The 22,955-nt window shown below is 64.9% G+C and carries 21 protein-coding genes; 5 read left to right on the top strand and 16 right to left on the bottom strand.

Translation table 11 applies throughout. The features are described 5' to 3' along the window. From ACLEJW_RS14050 to ACLEJW_RS13985, 14 genes are all read right to left on the bottom strand, one after another. Nucleotides 1–696: a response regulator gene (locus ACLEJW_RS14050; protein ID WP_440777759.1), complete on the bottom strand. Its 696-nt coding sequence runs from the start codon at nt 694–696 to the stop codon at nt 1–3. Further along, a complete protein-coding gene (locus ACLEJW_RS14045; RefSeq protein WP_440777758.1) occupies nt 693–3,347 on the bottom strand; it encodes a DUF4118 domain-containing protein in 2,655 nt (884 codons plus the stop codon). The genes ACLEJW_RS14050 and ACLEJW_RS14045 overlap by 4 nt, the downstream gene beginning before the upstream one ends. A gap of 54 nt (nt 3,348–3,401) precedes the next feature. Continuing rightward, on the bottom strand, nt 3,402–3,947 hold the full coding sequence (kdpC, locus tag ACLEJW_RS14040; protein ID WP_313644912.1) for a potassium-transporting ATPase subunit KdpC: 546 nt from the start codon (nt 3,945–3,947) through the stop codon (nt 3,402–3,404). A gap of 10 nt (nt 3,948–3,957) precedes the next feature. Further along, entirely contained in the window at nt 3,958–6,012 is a 2,055-nt protein-coding gene (gene kdpB / locus ACLEJW_RS14035) for a potassium-transporting ATPase subunit KdpB (protein WP_440777757.1), read from the bottom strand. Nucleotides 6,013–6,022: 10 nt separating this feature from the next. Beyond that, nucleotides 6,023–7,714 (bottom strand): potassium-transporting ATPase subunit KdpA, encoded by a 1,692-nt coding sequence (gene kdpA, locus ACLEJW_RS14030; protein WP_440777756.1) that lies wholly within the window; start codon nt 7,712–7,714, stop codon nt 6,023–6,025. A 9-nt stretch (nt 7,715–7,723) separates the two neighbouring features. Next, nucleotides 7,724–7,813 (bottom strand): K(+)-transporting ATPase subunit F, encoded by a 90-nt coding sequence (gene kdpF, locus ACLEJW_RS14025; protein ID WP_313459172.1) that lies wholly within the window; start codon nt 7,811–7,813, stop codon nt 7,724–7,726. Nucleotides 7,814–7,945: 132 nt separating this feature from the next. Further along, entirely contained in the window at nt 7,946–9,001 is a 1,056-nt protein-coding gene (locus ACLEJW_RS14020; protein ID WP_145188891.1) for an AI-2E family transporter, read from the bottom strand. Beyond that, nucleotides 9,002–9,796, bottom strand: coding sequence for a DUF4892 domain-containing protein (locus ACLEJW_RS14015; protein WP_440777755.1), 795 nt, complete (start codon nt 9,794–9,796; stop codon nt 9,002–9,004). 109 nt (nt 9,797–9,905) lie between these two features. Next, entirely contained in the window at nt 9,906–10,760 is an 855-nt protein-coding gene (locus tag ACLEJW_RS14010) for an alpha/beta hydrolase (RefSeq protein WP_145188897.1), read from the bottom strand. Further along, nucleotides 10,757–11,545 (bottom strand): alpha/beta fold hydrolase, encoded by a 789-nt coding sequence (locus tag ACLEJW_RS14005; protein ID WP_313298054.1) that lies wholly within the window; start codon nt 11,543–11,545, stop codon nt 10,757–10,759. The genes ACLEJW_RS14010 and ACLEJW_RS14005 overlap by 4 nt, the downstream gene beginning before the upstream one ends. A 92-nt stretch (nt 11,546–11,637) precedes the next feature. Further along, nucleotides 11,638–12,021 (bottom strand): hypothetical protein, encoded by a 384-nt coding sequence (locus ACLEJW_RS14000; RefSeq protein ID WP_145188903.1) that lies wholly within the window; start codon nt 12,019–12,021, stop codon nt 11,638–11,640. Between the two features lie 100 nt (nt 12,022–12,121). After that, entirely contained in the window at nt 12,122–12,580 is a 459-nt protein-coding gene (gene sixA / locus ACLEJW_RS13995) for a phosphohistidine phosphatase SixA (protein ID WP_440777754.1), read from the bottom strand. After that, nucleotides 12,577–12,924, bottom strand: coding sequence for a DUF4389 domain-containing protein (locus ACLEJW_RS13990; protein WP_145188913.1), 348 nt, complete (start codon nt 12,922–12,924; stop codon nt 12,577–12,579). Before ACLEJW_RS13990 ends, sixA begins: the two co-directional genes overlap by 4 nt. 15 nt (nt 12,925–12,939) lie before the next feature. Next, complete coding sequence (locus ACLEJW_RS13985; RefSeq protein ID WP_313298065.1) at nt 12,940–13,965, bottom strand: NAD(P)H-dependent glycerol-3-phosphate dehydrogenase; 1,026 nt, start codon at nt 13,963–13,965, stop codon at nt 12,940–12,942. A 153-nt stretch (nt 13,966–14,118) separates the two neighbouring features. Between ACLEJW_RS13985 and ACLEJW_RS13980 the strand changes: the two genes are divergently transcribed. The 5 genes from ACLEJW_RS13980 to fabB all read left to right on the top strand — a co-directional run bounded on the left by ACLEJW_RS13980 (nt 14,119) and on the right by fabB (nt 20,998). Beyond that, entirely contained in the window at nt 14,119–16,233 is a 2,115-nt protein-coding gene (locus ACLEJW_RS13980; RefSeq protein ID WP_440777753.1) for a TonB-dependent receptor plug domain-containing protein, read from the top strand. Further along, the gene (locus tag ACLEJW_RS13975) at nt 16,233–17,123 is read left to right on the top strand and encodes an ABC transporter substrate-binding protein (protein WP_145188921.1); all 891 of its coding nucleotides are present in this window, start codon (nt 16,233–16,235) and stop codon (nt 17,121–17,123) included. Before ACLEJW_RS13980 ends, ACLEJW_RS13975 begins: the two co-directional genes overlap by 1 nt. After that, nucleotides 17,120–19,048 (top strand): ATP-binding protein, encoded by a 1,929-nt coding sequence (locus tag ACLEJW_RS13970; RefSeq protein WP_440777752.1) that lies wholly within the window; start codon nt 17,120–17,122, stop codon nt 19,046–19,048. The genes ACLEJW_RS13975 and ACLEJW_RS13970 overlap by 4 nt, the downstream gene beginning before the upstream one ends. A 202-nt stretch (nt 19,049–19,250) precedes the next feature. Beyond that, nucleotides 19,251–19,766, top strand: a complete 516-nt coding sequence (fabA, locus tag ACLEJW_RS13965; RefSeq protein WP_145188927.1) for a 3-hydroxyacyl-[acyl-carrier-protein] dehydratase FabA — start codon at nt 19,251–19,253, stop codon at nt 19,764–19,766. 11 nt (nt 19,767–19,777) lie between these two features. Further along, complete coding sequence (fabB, locus tag ACLEJW_RS13960; protein ID WP_145188930.1) at nt 19,778–20,998, top strand: beta-ketoacyl-ACP synthase I; 1,221 nt, start codon at nt 19,778–19,780, stop codon at nt 20,996–20,998. 72 nt (nt 20,999–21,070) lie between these two features. On the opposite strand, the gene ACLEJW_RS13955 is transcribed toward fabB, so the two are convergent. Together ACLEJW_RS13955 and ACLEJW_RS13950 are read right to left on the bottom strand one after the other, a co-directional pair. Then, on the bottom strand, nt 21,071–22,075 hold the full coding sequence (locus ACLEJW_RS13955; protein WP_440777751.1) for an amidohydrolase family protein: 1,005 nt from the start codon (nt 22,073–22,075) through the stop codon (nt 21,071–21,073). A gap of 139 nt (nt 22,076–22,214) precedes the next feature. Further along, on the bottom strand, nt 22,215–22,940 hold the full coding sequence (locus ACLEJW_RS13950) for a dienelactone hydrolase family protein (RefSeq protein WP_440777750.1): 726 nt from the start codon (nt 22,938–22,940) through the stop codon (nt 22,215–22,217). Nucleotides 22,941–22,955 lie beyond the last annotated feature (15 nt).

Raw genomic sequence — 22,955 nt, 5'->3', positions numbered from 1 at the left:
TCAAGGCGCGGGCGCCATCAGGCGATAGCCCACGCCTGCCTCGGTGACGATGAAGCGTGGCGCGGTCGGATCGTCGCCGAGCTTCTGGCGCAGGTGCCCGACCACGATGCGCAGGTAGTGGGTGTCGTCCACATGGGTCGGTCCCCAGATGTCCTTGAGCAACTGCCGTTGGGTGATGACCCGACCCGGATGCCGAGCCAACTGCGCCAGAAGCGCATATTCCTTGCGCGTCAGGGCGATTTCGGCGCCCGCCAGGGTCACTCGGCGAAAAGCGAAGTCGACCACCAGCGGCCCGAAATTCGCCTGCGCCGGGTTGCTGCCGACCTGTGGCACCTGACGCAGCAAGGCCCGCACCCGGGCGAGGAATTCCTGAATGCCGAACGGCTTGGTCACGTAGTCGTTGGCCCCACCATCCAGCGCGTCGACCTTCTGCAACTCGCTGGCACGCACCGACAGCACCATGACCGGTACCGCGCTCCACTCGCGTAGCTCACGCAGAACCTGCTGGCCGTCCATGTCGGGCAAACCAAGGTCGAGCACCACCAGGTCCGGCCTGGCCAGGGCAGCCTGGGCCAGACCTTCGGTGCCGTTGGCGGCTTCGATCACCCGGTAGCCTTGGGCGCTCAGGCTGATACGCAGAAACTTGCGGATCTGCGCTTCGTCGTCGATGACCAACAAGGTCGCGGGCTGGCTCATGGGCGTTCACTTTCGGCAGTCGGCTGCTGGGGCAGTGGCAAGCATAGGGTGATGCACGTGCCTTGGCCATCGAGGCCTTCGCCGACCCGCACCTGCCCCCCATGAGCGCCGACCATGCCCTGGCAGATTGCCAGGCCCAAGCCCGTGCCTTGCCCGCCGCGATCACCCCGGGCGGCGGTGTAGAACATGTCGAAGATCAGCTCGCGCTCCTCTGCCGGTATGCCCGGCCCCTGGTCGCTGACGGCAATCAGCAAGTGCTCTTCCTGCACCGTGACCTGCAGCAGCAGACGCCCTTGGGCTGGCGAAAAGCGCGCGGCGTTTTCCAGCACGTTGACCAGCCCCTGCTCGATCAATGCAGCGTGGACGTAAAGCAACGGCAACTGCGGCGGTACTTCGGTATGCACCTGCAGCAGTGCCAGCAGCACGCGCAGACGCTGCAGCGCGCTGGCGATGATATCGGCCGGCGCCACCCAGTCCCGGGCAAGCTTGAGGGCACCGTGGCCGAGCCGGGTCATGTCCAGCAGATTCTGGATATAGCGGTCCAGGCGCTCGGCCTCGTCGCGGGTGCCTTCGAGCAGCTCGCGGCGGTCATCGACGGGGATCGCCTCGCCCAGCGCCAGCAGGCTGTCGATGCTGCCGCGCATGGCAGTCAAAGGGGTGCGCAAGTCATGGGAAACTGAAGCGAGCAAGGCACTGCGCAGCTGCTCGGTTTCGCCATGCAGACGCGCCGCTTCCAACTGCTCGGCCAGGTGCACGCGGGCCAGGGCCTGCGCCAACGGTTGGCCGAGGGCCATGAGGAGACGGCGACGCTGGCCACTCAGCGGCTCGCCGGCGCGCGAACGCACCCCAAGCAGGGCCAAGGGCCGTTCCTCCACCGTCAGCGGCCACCACCACCAGCGGCCATCGGGTAGCGTGTCAGTGCCGTGGCCCGCAGCCTGGCCATGCTGCCAGGCCCAGTCGGCAGCGGCGCGCTCGGTGTCGGTGAACGTGCCGCCCTCACCGCTGGCCAACTGCAACTGGTCGTTACCATCACGCTCCAGCAGGCACACCTGGACCTGCTGCCAACCGCCCAAGTGCTGCCCGGCGGCACTGAATACGGCCTGACGGTCGGTGGCGACCGTCAGGCGTCGAGACAAGTCGAGCAGCTGACTGGTCTGCGCCTGGGTCTCGCGCAGGGCCTGCACCTGTCGGCGTTGGCGCGCCGCCAGGTTGCCGGTGAGCGCGGCCATGAGCATGAAGAACACCAGCGTCAGCACGTCCTCCTCGCGCTGGATGCTCAGCGAGAAATTCGGTGCGATGAACAGGTAGTCGTAGGCCAGGAACGACAAGGTCGCGCAGAACAGCGCAGGCCCCAGGCTGCTGCGCACTGCCACCAGTAGCACGGCGGCGAGAAACACCAGGGAGATGTTCGGCAGCTCCAGCACCTGCGATACGCCCCAGGCTGCCGCCGCGGCGCTTAGCGTGGCCAGCACTGCCCACAGGTAGTGACGCCACGCCCAGGCCTGCCCCACCGCCCGCGGCGCAGTTCGGGCGCGGCTGTCGCGGTCCAGCACATTGATCTCCAGGCCGTGGCGTTCGCGCAGCAGGCGCGTGGCGACGCCGGCGCCGAACAAACGCCGGCGCACGCGGTCGCGCGATTGGCCGACCAATATCAGGCTGGCCCGACGCTGCTGGGCGTGCTGAATCAAGGTGCGTGCCACCTCGCCCGCACGCAGCACCACCACCTCTGCACCCAGCCGTTCAGCCAGTTGCTGGGCCGCTTGCAAATACTGGCGGGCCGCCTCGTCGCGCAGCTGGCCGTTATCCACGTGCACCAGGCTCCACGGCAGATGACGGCGCTGGGCTACCCGACTGGCATGGCGCACCAGACGCTCGGCTTGGGCATCCCCCTCCACCCCGACCAGCAGGCGCCCGCGCAGGGCTGGCGGCGCTTCGCCGCGCTGACGGTAGCCCTGTGCGAGGTCCGCGTCGACCTGGGCGGCAGCGGTGTGCAAGGCCAGTTCGCGCAGGGCGCTCAAGTTGGTCTGGGTAAAGAATGCATCGATTGCCGCGCGCGCCTGCTCCGGCACGTACACCTTACCCGCGCGCAGGCGCTCGAGCAGCTCGCGCGGTGGCAGGTCGATCAGCACCAGTTCGAACGCCTCCTGCAGCACCCAGTCGGGCACGGTTTCGCGCACCTGTACGGCAGTGATATCGCGCACTTTATCGTTGAGGCTTTCCAGGTGCTGGACGTTGACCGTGGTATAGACGTCGATGCCTGCGGCCAGCAGCTCCTGCACGTCCTGCCAGCGCTTGGCGTGACGGCTGCCGGGGGCATTGCTGTGCGCCAGCTCATCGACCAGCACCAAGCGCGGTGCGGCCTCGAGCAAGCCGTCAAGGTCCATCTCTTCCAGGGTGACGCCACGGTACTCGCTGCGCAGCAGCGGTTGCTGAGCCAAACCTGCGAGCAGCGCCTCGGTCTCGGCCCGGCCATGGGTCTCGACCACTCCGGCCAGCACGCGCAAGCCCTGGCGCTGATGGGCGTGCGCGGCCTGGAGCATGGCGTAGGTCTTGCCAACCCCTGGCGCTGCGCCGAAAAACACCTTGAGCCGGCCCCGGCCGCTGCGCGGCAACCCGGCCAGCAGCGCATCGGCGCGCGTGGCATCACTCATGGTCGATCCCTTGCGCCGATGTACGCCTGCCGCGATCACTCATCGAACATCTCCTCAAAGCCGTTGCAATGCTTGGTTCAAGGCCAGCACGTTGACCACCGGTGGCCCGATCAGCGGATGCAGGGTGGCCTCTTCCAGCAGGGCCTGCAAGCGCTGTGGCGATAGTTTCCGCGCCGCTGCCACCCGCGGGATCTGGTAGGCCGCTGCGGCAGGCGGCAAATGCGGGTCCAGGCCGCTGCCCGAGGTGGTCAGCAGCGCCTGGGGCACCGGCCCGAGCTGGGGCTCGAACAACCTCGCCGCGTCGTCCATGACCCGCTGGGCCAGCGCCGGGTTGCTGGGGGCCAGGTTGCTGGCAGCGCTGGCCACCGTGGCGAAGGCTCCGGCCGATGGCCGCGGGTGGAACCACTCAGGCCCCTCGAAACCCTGGGCGATCAAGGCCGAGCCGCGAATCTGCCCCTGGTTATCGCGCACCAGGCTGCCATTGGCCTGTTCGGGGAATGCCAGCTGGGCGATGCCGGTCACCGCCAGGGGGTAAAGCCCGCCGGTAATGGCGGTCATCAGCAGGATCAGGCTCACGGCCGGGCGTAGATAGCGAGTCATGATGGCCTCCTCAGACCAGGTGCAAGGCATTGAGCAACAGGTCGATCAACTTGATCCCGGCGAACGGCACGACGATGCCGCCCACGCCATAGATCAGCAGGTTGCGCCGCAGCAGCTGCGCGGCGCTCGCCGCCTGGACGCGCACACCGCGCAGCGCCAGGGGAATCAACGCGATGATGATCAGTGCGTTGAACACGATGGCCGATAGAATCGCGCTTTGCGGGCTGGCCAGCTGCATCAGGTTGAGCACACCCAGCTGCGGGTAGATAGCCGCGAACAACGCCGGCAGGATGGCGAAGTACTTGGCAACATCGTTGGCGATGGAAAAGGTGGTCAACGCGCCGCGGGTCACCAGCAGTTCCTTGCCGACCTGCACTACGTCCAGCAATTTGGTCGGATCGCTGTCCAGGTCGACCATGTTGGCCGCCTCCCGTGCCGCCTGTGTGCCGTCGTTCATGGCCATGCCGACATCTGCCTGGGCCAGGGCCGGAGCATCGTTGGCGCCATCGCCACACATCGCCACCAGGCGCCCGTCGTGCTGCTCCTGGCGGATACGCTCGAGTTTTTTCTGTGGGGTCGCTTCCGCCAGAACATCGTCAACGCCGGCCTCGGCGGCGATGGCGGCAGCGGTCAGCGGGTTGTCGCCGGTGACCATGACGGTGCGAATGCCCAGCTTGCGCAACGCGGCGAAGCGCTCGCGAATGCCCGGTTTGACCACATCCTTGAGGTGGATCACGCCGAGCAGCCGTTTGTCCAGGCACACCAGCAGCGGTGTGCCACCACTTTGTGCAATGCGTTCCACCTCACGGGCCAGGGCAGGCGGCATGTCCAGGCGCTGCAGGCCAACGAAGGCCAGGACCGCGTCCACAGCACCTTTGCGATAGCGATGCTGCTGGAAATCGATCCCCGACAGCCGCGTCTGCGCGCTGAACGCGACGGCCTCGTACTGGCCCGACGACGGCTCGATGAAATCGTGCAATTGCCGCAAGAACTCGACGATCGACTTGCCTTCTGCCGTTTCATCGGCCAAGGAGGCGAGCAAGGCCCCCTCCCCCAGGGCCTTTGCGGTGATGCCCGGCGCTGCGTGCAGCGCCGCGCAGCGACGGTTGCCGAACGTGATGGTGCCGGTCTTGTCGAGCAGCAAGGTGTGCACGTCACCGGCGGCTTCTACCGCGCGCCCGGAGCGGGCGATTACGTTCAACCGCACCAGCCGGTCCATGCCGGCGATGCCGATGGCCGAGAGCAATCCACCAATGGTGGTGGGGATCAGCGTCACCAGCAAAGCGGCGAGGAAGATCAACGGCAGGCTGCCGCCGGAGAAATGGGCGAACGGCTGCAGGGTGACCACGACGATCAGAAAAATCAGCGTCAGGCCAATCAGCAGCATGTCCAAGGCAATTTCATTCGGCGTCTTCTGCCGTTTGGCGCCTTCGACCAGCGCAATCATGCGATCCAGGGTCGATTCGCCGGGATTGCTGGTGACGCGAATCAACAGCGCGTCCGACACCACCTGGGTGTTGCCGGTAACCGCCGAGCGGTCGCCACCGGACTCGCGGATCACCGGGGCGGACTCCCCGGTGATGGCCGCCTCGTTGACCGCCGCGATGCCCTCGATGACTTCACCATCGGCAGGGATCATTTCGCCAGCCACCACCCGCACCACATCGTCGCGACGCAGCGCGCTGGCGGCCACGGTCTCGAAACTGCCGTCGCGCTGCCGGCGCTGGGCACTCAGCCCTCGACTCCCGGCCTTCAGGCTGTCGGCCCGGGCCTTGCCGCGGCCTTCGGCCAGGGCTTCGGCAAAGTTGGCGAAGAGCACGGTGAACCACAGCCACAGGGCGATCTGCAGCGCCACCAAGCGGCTGACGCGCGGATCGGGGACCAGGCACAGCAGCGTGGTCAGCAACGCGGTCAGGGCCACTACCAGCATCACCGGCGAGCGCTTGAGCTGACGCGGATCGAGCTTGATCAACGCCTGGATCAAGGCCGGGCGCCACAATGCGCGAAGGCGTATGCGGTCGCCTGCGTGGGACCGGGCTGTTACTTCGGGAATGGGCATGTTCATCAATGGTTCCTCAGAAACCCAGGCTCAGGTGCTCGGCAATCGGCCCCAGGGCCAAGGCCGGCAAGAAGGTCAAGCCGCCGATCAGCAGGATGCTTACCAGGAGCAGGCCGGTGAACAACGGACCGTGCGTGGGAAAGCTGTTCAGCCCTTGAGGTGCACTGTTCTTGGCCGCCAGGCTGCCGGCCAGGGCGAGAATCGGCAGGATGTAGCCAAACCGGCCGATCAGCATCGCCAGGCCAATCATCAGGTTGTGATACACCGTGTTGGCCGAAAAACCGGCCAGCGCCGAGCCGTTGTTGGCGGTGCCGGAGGTGTAGGCGTACAGCAGCTGGCTGAAGCCATGGGCACCCGGGTTGCTTACCGCAGCGGCCGAGCCTGTCAGGCTGGCCGCGATGGCGCTGAACGCCAGCACGCCGACCGGCATCACCAGTAGGGTCGCCACCAGCAGCTGGACCTCGCGGGCCTGCAGTTTCTTGCCCAGGTATTCAGGTGTGCGGCCAATCATCAACCCGGCGAGGAATACCGCGATGAGCACGAACAGGAGCATGCCGTAGAGACCTGCGCCCACGCCGCCGAAAATCACTTCACCGACCATCATGTTGATCATCGCCACCATGCCGGTAAGCGGGTTGAGACTGTCATGCATGGCGTTGACCGAGCCGTTGGAGGCCGCCGTAGTGGTCACCGTCCAGAGCACCGAGCCTGTGGTGCCGAAACGGCTCTCCTTGCCCTCGAGCGGGGCGCTCTGCTCGACCTGGGCACTGCGCAGCGCCGGGTTTGGCTGCTGCTCCGACCACAGCGCCGTGCCAGCACCAAGCAGGAACAGGCTGAACATGCAGGCCAGGATCGCTCGGCTCTGGCGCAGGTCCTTGACGTAATGACCGAAGGTGAATAGCAGCGCCACCGGGATGAGGATGATGGCGGCGACTTCGAACAGGTTGCTCCAGGCGGTAGGGTTCTCGAACGGGTGCGCCGAGTTGACGCCGAAAAAGCCGCCGCCATTGGTGCCCAGTTGCTTGATCGCGATCTGGCTGGCGACTGGCCCCAACGGCAGGGTCTGCTCGTTGCCCTGCAAGGTCAGGGCATGGGCGTAATCGGCGAAGGTCTGCGGCACGCCCTGCCACACCAGCAGCAAAGCCAACAGCAGGCACAACGGCAGCAGCCCATAGAGGGTGGCGCGGGTCATGTCGACCCAGAAGTTGCCCAGGCTGCTGGTAGAGCGCCGGGCGATACCGCGACACAGCGCGACCAGCACTGCCAGGCCCGTGGCAGCGCTGACGAAGTTCTGCACCGTCAAACCCAGCATCTGGCTCAGGTAGCTGATCGATGCCTCCCCGCTGTAGGCTTGCCAGTTGGTGTTGGTGACGAAGCTGACGGCGCTGTTGAATGCCAGTGACCAGTCCAGACCGGGCAGATGCTGCGGATTGAGCGGCAGATGGCCCTGCAGGAGCAGGACACTGAATAGCAACACGAAACCGGCCAGGTTGAACGCCAGCAGCGCCAGTGCGTACTGCTGCCAGTTCTGTTGCTCGGTATTGACCCCGGCAAGGCGGTAGCAGCCGCGCTCGATCGGGCCCAGCAGCGGTGTCAGCCAGGTGCGATTACCCTCCATCACCTGATAGTAAAAACGTCCAAGCCAAGGCGCTGGCAGCAGCACGATCACCAGGAAGGCCAGCAGCAATGCGTAGTCGTAACTGTGCATGGCCGCTCCCTAGCTGCGATCGGCGCGCAGCAGCGCCACCAGCAGGTATACCGCCAACGCCACTGCCACAAGCAGTGACAGACCATCGAGCATGTACATGAATGCAAATCCCCCAGGATGCGGCGTCAGCCGCTGTGGGGGAATTGTCGGTGCGAGGGGCGTAAAGGAACGAGAGCGAAACCGCGAGGGAGGAATAAAGAAAGCGTAAAGTCTACTTTTTACGCGTTCGCTTCAAGGCTGTACCTGGGCGGTATTGCGGCTCCAGTCCAGCAACAGGCTGTAACCCACCGCCAGCAACGTCGGCCCGATGAACAGGCCGATGAAGCCAAAGGCGATCAAACCGCCGAACACACCCAGCAGCACGATCACTAACGGCAGATTGCCGCCACGGCTGATCAGGTAGGGCTTGAGCACGTTGTCCACGCCGCTGATGACGAAGGTGCCCCAGATACCCAGGAACACCGCCATGCCATACTCCCCCTTCCACACCAGCCAGCCAGTGGCAGGGATCCATGCCAACGGCGGTCCCATGGGGATCAGGCTGAGCATGAAGGTCACCAGGCCCAGCACGATGGCCCCAGGCACACCGGCGATCAGAAAACCGATCAGTGCCAGCAGGCCCTGGGCGGCGGCCGTGCCGATCACGCCGTTGACCACCCGCTGCACGGTGCCGGCCACCAGTTCGAGGTAGTAGTCGGCGCGGGCGCCCACCAGGCGGTTCAGCAACCGCAGCACGAAGGCCGACAAGCGTGGGCCGTCGCGATAGAAAAAGAACACGAAGACCAGGCTAAGGGTGAGCTCGAGTATGCCGCTGCCAATCTGTGCACTGCGCGCCAGCAGCCAGTTGCCGACCTGCCCTAGGTAAGGCTTGAGCGAGGCCAGCAAGGCCGCGCCCTGTTGGTCAAGCGACTGCCAACCGCTGACCAGGCGCTCGCCCACGAACGGTATCGCCCCGAGCCACGCCGGGGCATCGGGCAGGCCATCGACCTGCACGTCGCGCACGAACGCCGTTGCATCACGGATATGATCGGCCAGGTTGAAACCCAACCACACCAGCGGCAGCGCCACGATGAGGATCCAGGCCGTGGTCAACAGGCTGGCAGCCAAGGTTTCGCGCCCGCCCAGGGCGCGCGTCAGCAAGCGCATCAGCGGCCAGCTGGCGAAAGCCAGGATGGCGCCCCACAGCAGCGCGGAGATGAACGGCGCCATCACCCATAGGCCGGCGCCGAGCAAGGCCAGCAGGAGAATCTGGATCAGCAGGCGATCATTGTTGATGGCGGCGCTCATTCAGCGGATCAGCTCCAGGTGCAGGCCATCGGTCGCGGCACTGCCGATCTCGAGACGGCCGGCGCGGACCCCGGCCTTGACCAGCTGCTCGCGCCAGGCCTCGGCCTCGGCGCCGCTCAGGCTGGCGCGCAAGGTGCTGTCCAGGTTCAAGCTGCGGGACAGTAAGGTTACCCAGCTGGCTTGCGGCTCGCCCAGGTCCGGGTAGTCGAGCTTGCCGGTATCGCGCATTTCACGCAGCACCGTGGCGGCAGTCGGCAAGATTTCGCCCAGCGGCTGCGCTGCGACGAACTCTTCGACATGCAGGTACGCGCGGCGGTTGCCACGGGTCACGCTGTACAGCGCGACCAGGGTGTCTGCCTCTTCGGCCGAGCGGCGCAGCAGGATGAACGCCTGGCGCTCGTCACCGCCATTGAGCCGGGCATTGGCGAACACGTCGTTGGCCCACAGGCTGGCTTCGCCGCAATCACGGCCCTGACACCAGAACAGCGGATAGCCGCCTTCGCTTTGCAGGGTCTCGCGTGCACGGGTGAAGGCTTCGCGGGCGCTGCGCTCCACCGGCAATTCGTAGGTCACCGAGCTGACCTGGCCACGGCTCTCGACCTTGTCGTCAACGCGCAGCCGACCGCTGATCTTGCGCAACGGTCCCATGGGATAGATGCGCTCCTGCTCCACGGCCGGGCGCTGGTCGACGACCTTGGCGTCGACCGGCACCGGCAAACTGCCGGCCCACAGCAGCGGGCTGGCAAGGATCAGGCAGGCAGCAAATGTGCCACGCATGGCGGTAGGTGCGCTCATGGGCGGCCCATGCGGCGCAACGCGCCGGGTTGAAGCTCCAGGATGTCTGGCAGTTGCATGGTTGTCTCCCTGTTCAACCCGCCCAGCCTCGACACTTGTCCGGTGCAAGTCAAGCAAAGCCAAAGAAGCGATTGAAACAGTCTGCGACAAGGGTCGCGCCTTGCTCGTCGTTAACGTGCAGGTGATGCCCACCCGGCAGCACCGTCTGCTCAAAGGGTAGCTGCTCCAGCAGGTCGGTGTGCTGCACCAGCATGCCGTCGGCCGCCACCACCAGGCTCACCGGACAACTGACCCGTTGCACGTAGGCCATCGCCTGGCCCTGGCTCAGGCGCAGCGGCGAGGGCAAGGTCAGGCGACTGTCGCTGCGCCAGCTGAAACCGCCGGGCACCGGCATCAGCCCGCGCTGGGCCAACAGCTCGGCCGCCTCACGGCTGACGGCCACCATGCCCTTCATGCGCGCTTGCACGCCTTGCTCCAGGGTCGGATAGACCGACTTGCGCTTGCCATCCAGGCGCAACTGCGCCTGCAACGCCACACCCAGGCGCTCGCCGGCATCCTGCTCGGCCGCCGTCGGAGGAATGACGCCGTCGATCAGCGCCAGGTGGCTGACCCGCTCGGGCAACGCTGCGGCCAGTTGCACGCAGATGATTGCACCCAGCGAATGGCCCATCAGGGCAAAGCGCTGCCAACCCAGTTGCTCGGCCACGCGCAGCACATCGTGGGCGTAGTCGGCCAAGGCGTAGCCAGCCCCTGGCGGGCGGTGCTCGGAATAGCCGTGGCCAGCCAGGTCGAGGGCAACGATACGCAGGCCTTTCAAGCGCGGCGCCAGGCGAGCGAAGCTGTTGGCGTTGTCCAGCCAACCGTGCAAGGCGATCACCGGCAAGCCCTGCTCGGGGCCAAACAGGTGTGCGGCCAGCTCGATATGCCCAAGGCTCAGGCGCACCTCCTCGACCTGGGCGCTCATGCCTGGCTCCAGCGGTCGAACAGGCCTTTGAGCAGGCTGGCGGTATCGGCTGGCCGTTCCAGTGGGAACATGTGCCCACCCGCAACGCTGTGGTACTCGCCGCGCGGCATGCCGCGCACTGCCAAGGCGTGGTGGCGGCGAACGACCTTGCTGCGATCACCGCCCACCATGGCCAGCGGCACCTGCAACTGCCGCGCAGGTGCCGGGCTGGCATGCGGGATGCTGCGGTAGATACTGATTTCCGTGGCCGGATCGAAACGCAGCCGCAAGCCGTGCTCGGCCGCTTGCAGGCCGTGCTCGAGGTAGGCTTCCAGGCAGTCCGGGTCAAAATGCCGAAACAACGACTTACCGGCGAAGTAGGCCCGCGCGCTGTCACGGTCGCTGAATGTTTCGCGCCGACCCAGGGTACGGCCAGCCGGGGTGATACGGTCGATGAAGCCCAAGCGCTTGGCGGTGCGCAGCAGCCACTGGTCGGCGCGGGTCAGCACCGGTGAATCGAGCATCACCACCCCGCGGTACAGCTCCGGGCGGCGCAAGGCCGCATGCAGGTGCAGCAGGCCGCCCAGCGAGTGGCCCACGCCCCAGACCGGCGCGCGCTGTTGCACCAGGTGGTGCAGCAGCTCATCCACCAGGTTGTGCCAGTTGTCATCTACCGGAAAGCGCGGGTCATGACCATGCTGAGCCAGGTGCGTGACTTGATAATCCGGCGCCAGGGCGGCGAACAGCTTGCCATAGGTGGCAGACGGAAAACCGTTGGCGTGGGCGAAGAATATCTGCTGCGACATGGCGCCATGTCCGGAGGGGGAAGATGGCTTATTGTCGGCATCGCGCCCCGCTCGGGCAACGTCCGTATAGGTCATCGCCAAGGGCGTTCAGGTCATGCCGACTGATCGAAGCTGCCGCGAGAGCGGCGCAGGCACGCCTGCAGTAGCGCCACCTGGGCCTCCAGCGTCTGGCGCGCCAGGTCCTGGTCCTTGGCGGACAACTGCACCCGGCGCAGCGCCAGGCAGCTGGTCTGAATCAGATGCGAGACGCGCAAGCAGGCATCCTGCAGTTTGCGCAGCTGTTCCTGGGCGTGCTGATCATGGGCATGCGGGCTGCCTGTCTTGTGCAGGTGCCCCATCAATTGATACAGCTTGGCGTCTGCGGCATCGCGCAGCAGGCTGTAGTGCACGAAATCCAAGGCGATGTCATTTTTCACCTTGTCCACGGTGGGGCCCAGATCCAGCGAGGCTACCAACTCCAAACGTGGTACTGGCATAGCGTGCTCCCTGGCTGGCCCGAAAATCGATTCCTGGGTGCAACGCTACCAATGGATCCAAAATGTGGGCAACTGGCAAATTTGTCAGTTGCCCACGCCCTCACGGTGTGTGAAGCAGGTTGCGTAGCGTCATCAGCCCCGCGAGAGGCCAATCGCCGTCAAGCTCGGCAAGGCTGGCTGTACTCAACGGCGCCGGCTGGCGAGCATGGCCGTGCTCGAGCAGACCGACCAGATTGCCCACCAGCGGCTGATGGCTGACCAGCAGCACATGCTCCAGGCCCAGCCGCTCGATCTCAGCGATCACCATCTGCGCGTCGCTTTCCGGCGTCAACCAAGGTACCGTCTGCACCGGCTGGGCAAAGCCCAGGGTGTCATGCACCAGTGCCGCGGTCTGCTGCGCGCGCACATAGGGGCTGGCAATGATCGCCTGCAAGGGCTGGCCCAGCAGGTGCGCTGCGCTGTGCAGGACCTGTTCGCGGCCATGCGCGGTCAGGCGTCGTTCGGCATCGGTGTTGGCGCGCGGCTCCGCCTCGCCGTGGCGCAGTACCCACAGCCTCACAGCTTCGGTTCCTCGTCACGCACCGGGTGCGGCGCCGGGGGCACGCTGTGCGGCGCCTCGCCCTGGGCCGCGCGCGGGGCCGGCCAGTCGGCGAACGGCCAAGGTTTCTGGTCGGTGTGAAAGATCCCGAAGCGGCCGATCTGTGCCAGGTACTGGCTCAGGCTGTCACCGAAGTTCATCAGGCTGGCGCTCGGCGCACCGTAGATCAGGCGGTAGATCAACTGCACCAGGACCAGCGCACCCAGGAGCAGCTCGGCCAGTTGCCAGACCACCAGGAACACCAGCATCCACAGCACTCGCAGGATGATCGACTCGCGCTCGGCGCGTTCAGGGGTATCGTTCACGTGCTGCTCCTTGGCTCAATTGAAACCGCTGATGGAAATGAAATCGACGTCGGTCTTGGGCTCGGCGCGCATCAGGTGCTCGATCACCTGATTGAGCGTACGGCCTTCGAACAAGATGGCATGCAGACCAGCCACCAGTGGCATGTAGACCTGGGCTTGCTGAGCCTTGGCCTTGAGCACCTTGAGCGTGTTGACGCCTTCGGCGACCTCGCCCAAGCGGCTGACGGCCTGCTCCAGGCTCAGGCCCTGGCCGAGCGCATGGCCGACCTGATAATTGCGGCTCTTGGGCGAGGAGCAGGTGACGATCAAGTCGCCGACGCCGGCCAGGCCAAGGAAGGTCATGGGGTTGGCGCCAAGGCTTACGGCAAAGCGCGTCATCTCGGCCAAGGCACGGGTGATCAGCATGCTCTTGGTGTTCTCGCCCATGTCCAGGGCCACGGCCATGCCGGCGATGATGGCGTAGACGTTCTTCAGTGCCCCGCCCAGCTCGACGCCGAAGCGATCGCTGCTGGCGTAGACGCGGAACGTGCGACCGTGCAGGACCGCCTGCACGCGCTGGCAGAGCTCGTCGTCCTCGCTCGCCACCACGGTCGCGGTCAGCGCGTGCTCGGCGATCTCCCGCGCCAGGTTGGGGCCGGACAACACGCCGATACGCGCCTGCGGGGCAATTTCTTCGAGAATCTGACTCATCAGCTTGAAGCTCTGCGCCTCGATGCCCTTGGTCAGGCTTACCAGGAGCTTGCCGCCAAGCAGTTCGGCATGCGGGGCCAGCACGCTGCGCAAGGCACTGGACGGCAAGGCGACGAAGATCAGGTCGCTGCCTTGCAAGGTCGACAGCAGGTCGTTGACCGGCTCCACCCCTGGCTGCAGGCGAACGCCCTTGAGATAGCGCGGGTTCTCGCGGTTGACGCGCATCGCCTCGGCCTGCGCCGGGTCGCGCATCCACTGGCGCACGGGCACGCCGTTCTCGGCCAGCAGGTTCGCCACGGCGGTGCCGAAGCTGCCGCCCCCCAGAACCGCAACAGGTTGCTGTTCAGTCATATCCAATCCGTTAAAGCCATAAGTTAAGTGGCGACCGGGGCATTATACGGCTCGTCCGCGACAGAACCAGTGCCAGGCAATCCACTGGCATTGCTGGCAAAACCGTCACGGTCGGTTAACATCGCCGTTTCAATCGTGAAACAAGGCTGTCCTGTGTTCCCTGGCCCGCCCCCTTACCCGCGCCTGCTCTTGCTGACTGCCCTGCTTGGCGGCCCGGCCCTGGCCGATGATCTGTTCATCGACAACAGTGACTTGCCACAGGTTCTGACCGCCACGCGCTTGAAGCAATCGCCGGCTGCGGTGCCAGGCAGCATGACCGTGCTCGACACCCAGCTGATCCGCGCCAGCGGCGCACGCGACATTCCCGAACTGCTGCGCCTGGTGCCGGGCATGATGATCGGCTACGGCGCCGGCAATCAGCCGACGGTCAACTACCACGGCAGCAATGTCAGCGATGCACGGCGCATGCAGGTGCTCATCGATGGCCGCTCGGTGTACCGCGCAGGCCTGGCCACGGTGGACTGGAGCGATATTCCGCTGGCCATCGAGGATATCGAGCGCATCGAGGTGTTTCGCGGCCCCAACACGGTCAGCTATGGCGCCAACGCGCTGATGGCGGTGGTCAACATCCTCACCCGCAACCCGGCTGACAGTCATGGCACCCGGGTGAAACTGACGCGCGGCCAGGACGGTATCAACGATTATTACCTCAGCCACGGCTTCGGCTGGGACGGCGGCGACCTGCGCCTGTCGCTTTCGGGGCAGCAGGACGACGGCTTCGACGAAGACCAGTTCGGCCAACACTATCGGGACAGCCGACGCCTGAACCGCTTCAACCTCAGCGCCAGCCATGTGCTCGCCCCCGACCAGACTTTGGAATGGCAACTGGCGGCCAAGGAAGGCAGCAACCAGCGGCCCTACACCTACCAGCCGGTGTTTCCCTACGTCACCCAACGCGGCGACGATGCCGACGTCACCGCCAAGGACTACGCCGGGTCGGTGCGCTGGAACATCGACTTCAACCCCGAGCACAGCCTGTACGTGCAAGGCTCGGCGCAGCACTTCGATCGCCAGCAGGTGTGGCGCGCCTGCGACGCGGCACTGTCGTTCAGCCCTGAACTGACCCGCCTGTGGCAGCTCAATCCCGACTTCGCGGAAAAAGTCGCGCGCGGCGCCAACGACCCGCCCAGCAGCACTAACCCTGAAGAGCAGGCGCTGGTCGATGCAATCAGGGACCAGTGGAACAACCAGGGCGGCAAGAACGTGGTATGCGGCGATGTCGATCAGAGCACGCGCGAAACCCGCTACGATCTGGAAATCCAGGACACCTTCAGCCTGACCGACAACCTGCGCCTGCTCAGCGGCATGAACTATCGCTACGATCGGGCCGATTCGCAGACCTACTTCAATGGCAGCCTCGACGACCAGACCTGGCGTCTGTTCGGCCAGCTCGAATGGCGCGCCGACGAGCACTGGATCATCCAGGGCGGCGCCATGCTCGAAGACTCGCGCCTGTCCGGCAGTTCCCTGACGCCGCGCCTGGCGGTCAACTACCTGATCACGCCACGGCACGGCCTGCGCGCGGTGTATTCCGAAGCCGTACGCTCGCCCGACATGTTCGAGAACAACGTCAACTGGAGCTACACGGTCAAGAACCTGGCCCCTGCCGCGTTCGGCCAACGCAATGCCGAATATTTCGTCAAGACCCGAGGACCGGGCGACCTCGAACAGGAGCGCATGCGTTCGCGCGAGCTGGGGTACAACGGCTACTTCAGCGACCTGGACCTGAGTGTCGACCTCAAGCTGTTCTACGACGAGATCACCGGCATGATCAGCGAACCGTTGAAGAACAACCAGTACATCGCCAGCAACGCCAACCGGGCCCGCTTCAGCGGCAGTGAAGCGCAACTGGATTGGCGCCTGAGCCCGCGCGACCGCTTGCGCATGACCTACGCCTACGTCGACGCCTGGGCCAGCAACCCGGCCGATCGCCGGCTCAGTGCGCGCAACAGCGGCTCGGCCGGGTGGATGCGCGACTGGGGTGCAGGGTGGTCGAGCGCGCTGTTCTACTACGGTGACGATGCGCTCAATCAGTACCGCTACGAGCGCGTCGATCTGCGCGTGGCCAAGCGTTTTCGCCTGCACGGCAGCACCCTGGAACTGGCGGCGCTGTGGCAACAGCGCCTGGACGATCAGCCCACTACCGTGGAGCAGAACCGCTACGACAGCCGCCAGCGCTTGAGTGTCAGCGCGGAGCTGGAGTTCTGATGGTGCGCATGCTGCGCCTGCTGCTGCTGTGCCTGTGGCCGCTGGGTTCGCTCTCGGCCAGTGAAATCCTGCTGCTCGGCGGTGAAGACCAACCCGGCATCCGCAGCTTCGTCGAAGCCCTGCAAGCCCGTCGTGGGCACGATCAGGTACGCTTCCAACGCGTCGCCCAGGCGCCGCGCCCCAGTCAGCTCAAGAATGACCTGCGGCTGGTCCTGCTCGACAGCGCCGCCATGGACTGGCGCCTGGCCGACGCCAGTGGTCCCCCTGCCCTGGCCATGCGCATCAGCCGGGTGCAGGCTGAACGCCGCCTGGGAAAGTCCCGCCCGGCCTTCCTCACCCTGCTGTGGAGCGATCCGCCCGTGCAGCGCCAATTGCGCCTGGCCCGCTACCTGCTCCCGCAGGCCCAGCGTGTTGGCGTGCTGTACGGTGAGCACAGCCATTTTCTGCTCGACGAGCTGCGCGAGGCGGCCCATTCCCTGGGTCTGGAAATTGTCGCGCAGGCCTGGCCGGACCCCCGCGACAGCCGCCCGCTGCAGCATCTGCTGGGGCACAGTGACGTATTGCTGGGCCTTGACGACCCCGAGCTGTACAACTCCAAGACGGCGAAGAACCTGCTGCTCAGCAGCTATGGGCGGCAAATGGCGATGATCGGGCCGAATGCAGGGTTCGTGCGGGCCGGGGCACTGGCCAGCACCTACAGCGATCAAGAGGATTGGCTGGCCGTACTCGACCAGTTGCTCGACCAGCCGCCAGCGCGCTGGCCGCGCAGCCTCTATCCCCAGCATTACGGCGTCAACGGCAACCAGCAGGTTGCGCGCGCCCTGGGCCTTGAGCCGATCGATCCGACTGCCACCGCCAAGGCCCTGGCCGAAGGAGAGCCCACCCCATGAGCAAACGCCTGAGCTGGGACATCCACACCCGCACGCAGATCATCAGCCTTGGCCCGGCATTGCTACTGACATTGCTGTTGATCAGTTTCTTCACCTTCGTGCGCATTCAGGACTTGCGTCAAGAGCTCAATCACACTGGGCAGTTGATCGCCAATCAGCTGGCTCCGGCCTCTGAATACGGCGTCATCTCCGGCAACAACGAAGTGCTCGAAGGCCTGATGCGCGCCACGTTGAGCATACCGCACGTGCGTTTTCTGGAAGTGCAGGACAGCCGCAACCACATCCTGGTGTACGTCGAACAACAGGGTGAAAGCAGCAACCGCGCGCAGCAGGTAGAAGTGTTCCAGGCGCCGATTCGCCTGCAGCAGATTCGCCTGGACAGCGACTTTCTGCAACAAGGCAAGGCACTGCCAGCCATTGGCGACGACTACTTGGGCAGGGTCATCGTCGGCATGTCCGATGACGCGTTCAGCCAGCGGCAGCAGGAAATCGTGATCAAGGCCGGCATTCTCGCGCTGTTCGCCTTGCTGTTCACCTTCCTGTTGGCCCGCCGCCTCGCCATGAGCCTGGCCAAGCCGATCAGCGACATGGGCCATGCGGTCAAAGCCATTCAGCAAGGCCAGTACAACGTGCCGTTGCCGGTGGTCGACGACAGCGAGCTGGGTCATCTGGCACGCCACATCAACAACCTCGCCAGCGCCCTGGAACAGGCCAGCGCAGAACAGAAGAAAGCCATCGCCCAATTGATCCAGGCCCGCGAGGAAGCCGAGCAGGCCAACGGCGCCAAGTCTGATTTCCTGGCCATGATGAGCCACGAGCTGCGCACGCCGATGAACGGGGTATTGGGCATGCTGCAGTTGCTGGAAACCACGCCGCTGACTGCCGAGCAGGCCGATTACGCGGCCGTGGCCAGTGAATCGACCGGGCACTTGCTCAAGGTCATCAATGACATCCTCGACTTCTCGCGGATCGAGCGCACCACCCTTGAGCTCGAACACATCGACTTCAACCTGTGCGAACTGGTCAGCAGTTGCGTGCAGTCGTTCCAGCACAATGCCCAACAGCGCGGGCTGGAGCTGCATCTGCAGCTGCCGACGGACGGCGCGCAGCCGCAGGTGGTGGGCGACCCGACGCGTATCCGGCAAATTCTCCTCAACCTGATCGGCAATGCGCTGAAATTCACCGAGCGTGGCCAGGTGCAGGTGCAGGCGCGCTGGCAAATGCTCGATCGCCAGCTGCTGTGGGTGACATGCAGCGTACGTGACACCGGCATCGGCATCGACAGCGAGCGCCTGGAAACCATGTTCGTCGCCTTCCAGCAGGCCGACAGCTCGATCTCGCGGCGCTATGGCGGCACCGGCCTGGGCCTGTCCATCGCACGCACCCTCGCCGAACGCATGGGCGGCAAGCTGCGCGGTGAGAGCCGCGAAGGCCTGGGCTCGACCTTCACGCTGGAAATTCCGCTGGCCCTGGCCGCCAGCGCAGCAAGCAGACAACCTGGCACGTCACCGGCCAGCGCAGCGCTCAATCACGGCACGCGCATCCTGTTGGTCGAAGACAACCCGGTCAACCAGAGCGTCATCGAAGCCATGTTGCGCAGTCTGGGCCTGGAAGTCAGCGTGGCCCATGACGGCCTGCAGGCCGTCGAGCAAGTCAGCAGCCAGCCGTTCGCCGCCGTGTTGATGGATTGCCGCTTGCCGCAGGTCGATGGCTACGAAGCGACCCGGCGCATTCGCCTGTTGCCCGATCACGCCGACCTGCCGATCATCGCCTTGACCGCCAACGCCCTGCAGGGCGATCGCGAGCGCTGCATGGCTGCCGGCATGAACGATTACCTGAGCAAACCGTTTCGCCGCACCGAGCTGCAACGGGTATTGCAGCGCTGGTTGCCCGGCCGCACAGCTGCGACTGGCGATAAATGCTAAAGTGCGGCAGTCTTAAGGACTGGACAGGACCTGATTCGGACCTGAAAATAGACGTTTCAGTGCACACCTGTACTTCTTTCGTCGGGTGCACTGTGACTTTCACCACAACGCAATAGTCTACCTGTAGGCTGCCGCCCTGAGCGTACGTCAGGCCGGTCGGGAAGATTCATCCCCTGCCACAGGGGGTTATTGAGGAGCTCGCATGACCAAACAACACGCCTTTACTCGGGAAGACCTGCTGCGCTGCAGTCGCGGTGAGCTGTTCGGCCAGGGTAATGCGCAACTGCCCGCGCCGAACATGCTGATGGTCGATCGCATCACCCATATCAGCGAAGAAGGCGGCAAGTACGGCAAAGGTGAATTGGTCGCTGAGCTGGATATCACCCCGGACCTGTGGTTCTTCGCCTGCCATTTCGAAGGCGATCCGGTGATGCCGGGCTGCCTGGGCCTCGATGCCATGTGGCAGCTGGTTGGCTTCTTCCTGGGCTGGCAAGGCCTGCCAGGTCGCGGTCGCGCACTGGGCTCGGGCGAAGTGAAGTTCTTCGGCCAGGTCCTGCCGACCGCCAAGAAAGTCACCTACAACATCCATATCAAGCGCGTCCTGAAGGGCAAGCTGAACATGGCCATCGCCGATGGCTCGGTCAGCGTCGATGGCCGCGAGATCTACACCGCCGAAGGCCTGCGGGTCGGCGTGTTCACCTCCACTGACAATTTCTAAGGGTTATTCGCATGCGCCGCGTCGTTATCACTGGTCTGGGCATCGTGTCGTGCCTGGGCAATGACAAAGCTACCGTCACCGAAAACCTGCGCAACAGCCGTCCGGGTATCCGTTACAACCCGGAGTACAAGGAACAGGGGCTGCGTAGCCAGGTGTCCGGCTCGATCGACCTCAACCTCGAAGAACTGATCGACCGCAAGGTCTACCGCTTCGTCGGTCACGCCGCTGCCTACGCCTACCTGGCGATGCAGGATGCGATCAAGGACGCGGGCCTGAGCGAAGAGCAGGTGTCCAGCCCGCGCACCGGCCTGGTGGCCGGCTCCGGCGGCGCCTCGACCCTGAATCAGATGGAAGCGCTCGATACCCTGCGCGAAAAAGGCGTCAAGCGCGTCGGCCCTTATCGCGTCACCCGCACCATGGGCAGCACCGTGTCGGCCTGCCTGGCTACCCCGTTCAAGATCAAGGGCATCAACTACTCGATCTCCTCGGCCTGCGCCACTTCTGCACACTGCATCGGCACTGCTTTGGAGCAGATCCAGTGGGGCAAGCAGGACATCGTCTTCGCCGGTGGTGGTGAAGAAGAGCATTGGAGCCAGTCGTTCCTGTTCGATGCCATGGGCGCCCTGTCGACCAAGCGCAACGAGACCCCAGAACTGGCTTCGCGTGCCTACGATGCCGACCGTGACGGCTTCGTCATCGCGGGCGGCGGCGGCATGGTGGTGGTCGAGGAGCTGGAGCACGCCCTGGCCCGTGGCGCCAAGATCTACGCTGAAATCGTCGGCTACGGCGCTACCTCCGATGGCTACGACATGGTCGCGCCAAGCGGCGAAGGCGCCATCCGCTGCATGCAGCAGGCGCTGTCCACGGTCGATACCCCGATTGACTACCTGAACACCCACGGCACCTCGACCCCGGTCGGTGACGTTGCCGAAATCAAGGGTGTGCGCGAAGTGTTCGGTGCCAATGCGCCGAAGATCAGCTCGACCAAGAGCCTGTCGGGTCACTCGCTGGGCGCTGCGGGCGTGCACGAGGCAATCTACTGCCTGCTGATGATGGAGAACAACTTCATTGCCGGCTCGGCCAACATCGACGAGCTGGATCCGCAAGTCGCCGACTTGCCGATCCTGCGCAAGACCGAAGAAAACGCCAAGATCGATACGGTCATGAGCAACAGCTTCGGCTTCGGCGGCACCAACGCCACTCTGGTGCTCAAGCGCTGGACTGGCAAGTAATACCCCGCCGCTGCAACGAAAACGCCCCGACTGGTTCGGGGCGTTTTCGTTTCCGGCATCGCCGGCGCCCGCTTAGCGGGCCTTGGGCAGCACGGCGAGGAAATTATCCCGGGCGACTTTGTTGGCGACTTCCGTTGGCAAAGCATCGAGGAACGGCTTGAAGCCGTGCATCTGCTCCCCCAGGCTGCCAAAGCGGCCGACCACGTCCGAGCCCAGCATGAATTTATCCGGATGCTGCTCGACCAGTGCCAGCCATTGCTTGCGCGGAACGCCCTGCTCGTCGAGCAGGTAGGGTTGCAGCACGCTCCACGAAAGGTCGACGTACAGATTGGGGTAGTCGGCCAACAAGCGCGTCAGCACTGGCAGCAGGAAATCCATTTGCGTCTGATGGCGATGGATCTCGGCACTGCTGCCAGCGTGCGCCCAGATGAAGCGGGTGTGCGGGTGATTGCGCAACGGCTCTTCGATTTCGGCCAGGTAGAGCGGGTTGCGTTCACGCTTGGAGGTGATGTTCGAATGCACCAGTACGGGCATGTCGCGTTCGGCGGCCAGGTGGTAGATACGGGTCATGGCTTCGTTATTGGCCCGCGGTGTGTCGCCAACGGTCAGCGCAGTCAGGTCGTCATGGCGGGTGAACACTTCGCCGATGCCCTGCCACAACCCTGGATTGAGCTCGAGCATGCGCTCGATGTGGCTGACGGCGTTCTTGTCGACCGGGTTGAAGCCGGTCAGGAACGGATGGAAGCGCTTGCGTTGCTCGGCCGACAGTTTCTGCAGCGCCGCGGCGACGTAGGTGTCGGTGGCGCTGTACCAATAGGCATCGGCGTCATCGCCTGCGTAGTAGCGCGGGCGCTTGGGCTCGTCCTCGTGCCATTTCTTGGCCACCGGGATCCCGGAGATCATCGAATGCTCGACGCCCGCACGGCCCATGGCCTCGATCAGCGCCGGCATGCCCTCGGTTTCCTGGAAAAAATCCACGTAATGAAGGTGAGCATCGCTATAGCGGTAGTCACGGGCTTGGGCTGCCTGACACAAGCAGCCAGACACCACCAGGCAGGCCAGTACTCTGGCGATCATCGATAACTTCCTTATCTGGGCATGAACAGAATAGACCGAGCGGCAAGCGCAACGGTTCAGCCCTGCCCGCTACTCAGGCGCTGTGGCTCTAGTCGCCGAGCAAGCCGCGCAGGGGCTGCCAGGCAGCCCCTGGGTGCCATCAGCGGGCGAACACTTCGCTGAGCAGGTTGTGCATCGAGCGAAACGCACGCTCACTGGTGCGTCGGTCGTACTGCATCTTGCCGGGGACATTGGCATTCGGGTCGGTGAACGAGTGCACCGCGCCGCCGTAACTCAGGAGCTGCCAATCAACCTTGGCTGCATTCATTTCGTCCTCGAAGGCCGGCAGCTGCTCTTTCGGCACGAGGGGATCGCTCGCCCCGTGCAGCACCAACACCGAGCCTTTGATGAACTTGGCATCCTCAGGATTGGGCGTATCGAGGGTACCGTGGAACGACACAGCAGCGCGCAGCTCGGCGCCGCTGCGGGCCAGCTCCAGCGCACAGCAGCCGCCGAAGCAGAAGCCGAACGCGGCGATCTTGCCAGGCGCCAGCAGCGCCTTGGACTGGCCAAGCAACTGCTCGAGCGCTACCTGCATGCGCTTGCGCAGCTCGGCACGGTCATTCTTCAGCGGCATCATCGCCGCGCCCGCTTCCTCGGCAGTGGAGGGGCGTACCGACTGGCCGTACAGGTCGGCGAGCAGCACCACGTAACCCTGGGCGGCGACTTCCTTGGCAATGCGCTCGGCGCCTTCGGCGATGCCCATCCAGTTCGGCGCCATCACCAGACCGGGGCGGCCCAGGGCACCTGGTTCATACACCAGGCGGCTTTCATAGGTCTTGCCGGAGAGGTGATAGACCAGCGATTCGACGATTACCTTGCTCATCAGGCGCTCCTTAAC

This window comes from Pseudomonas sp. SMSB3, from assembly GCF_052041965.1.
GTDB lineage: Bacteria > Pseudomonadota > Gammaproteobacteria > Pseudomonadales > Pseudomonadaceae > Aquipseudomonas.
The sequence above is the reverse complement of the archived record's forward strand: the minus strand, read 5'-3'. Positions and strand labels throughout refer to the sequence as shown.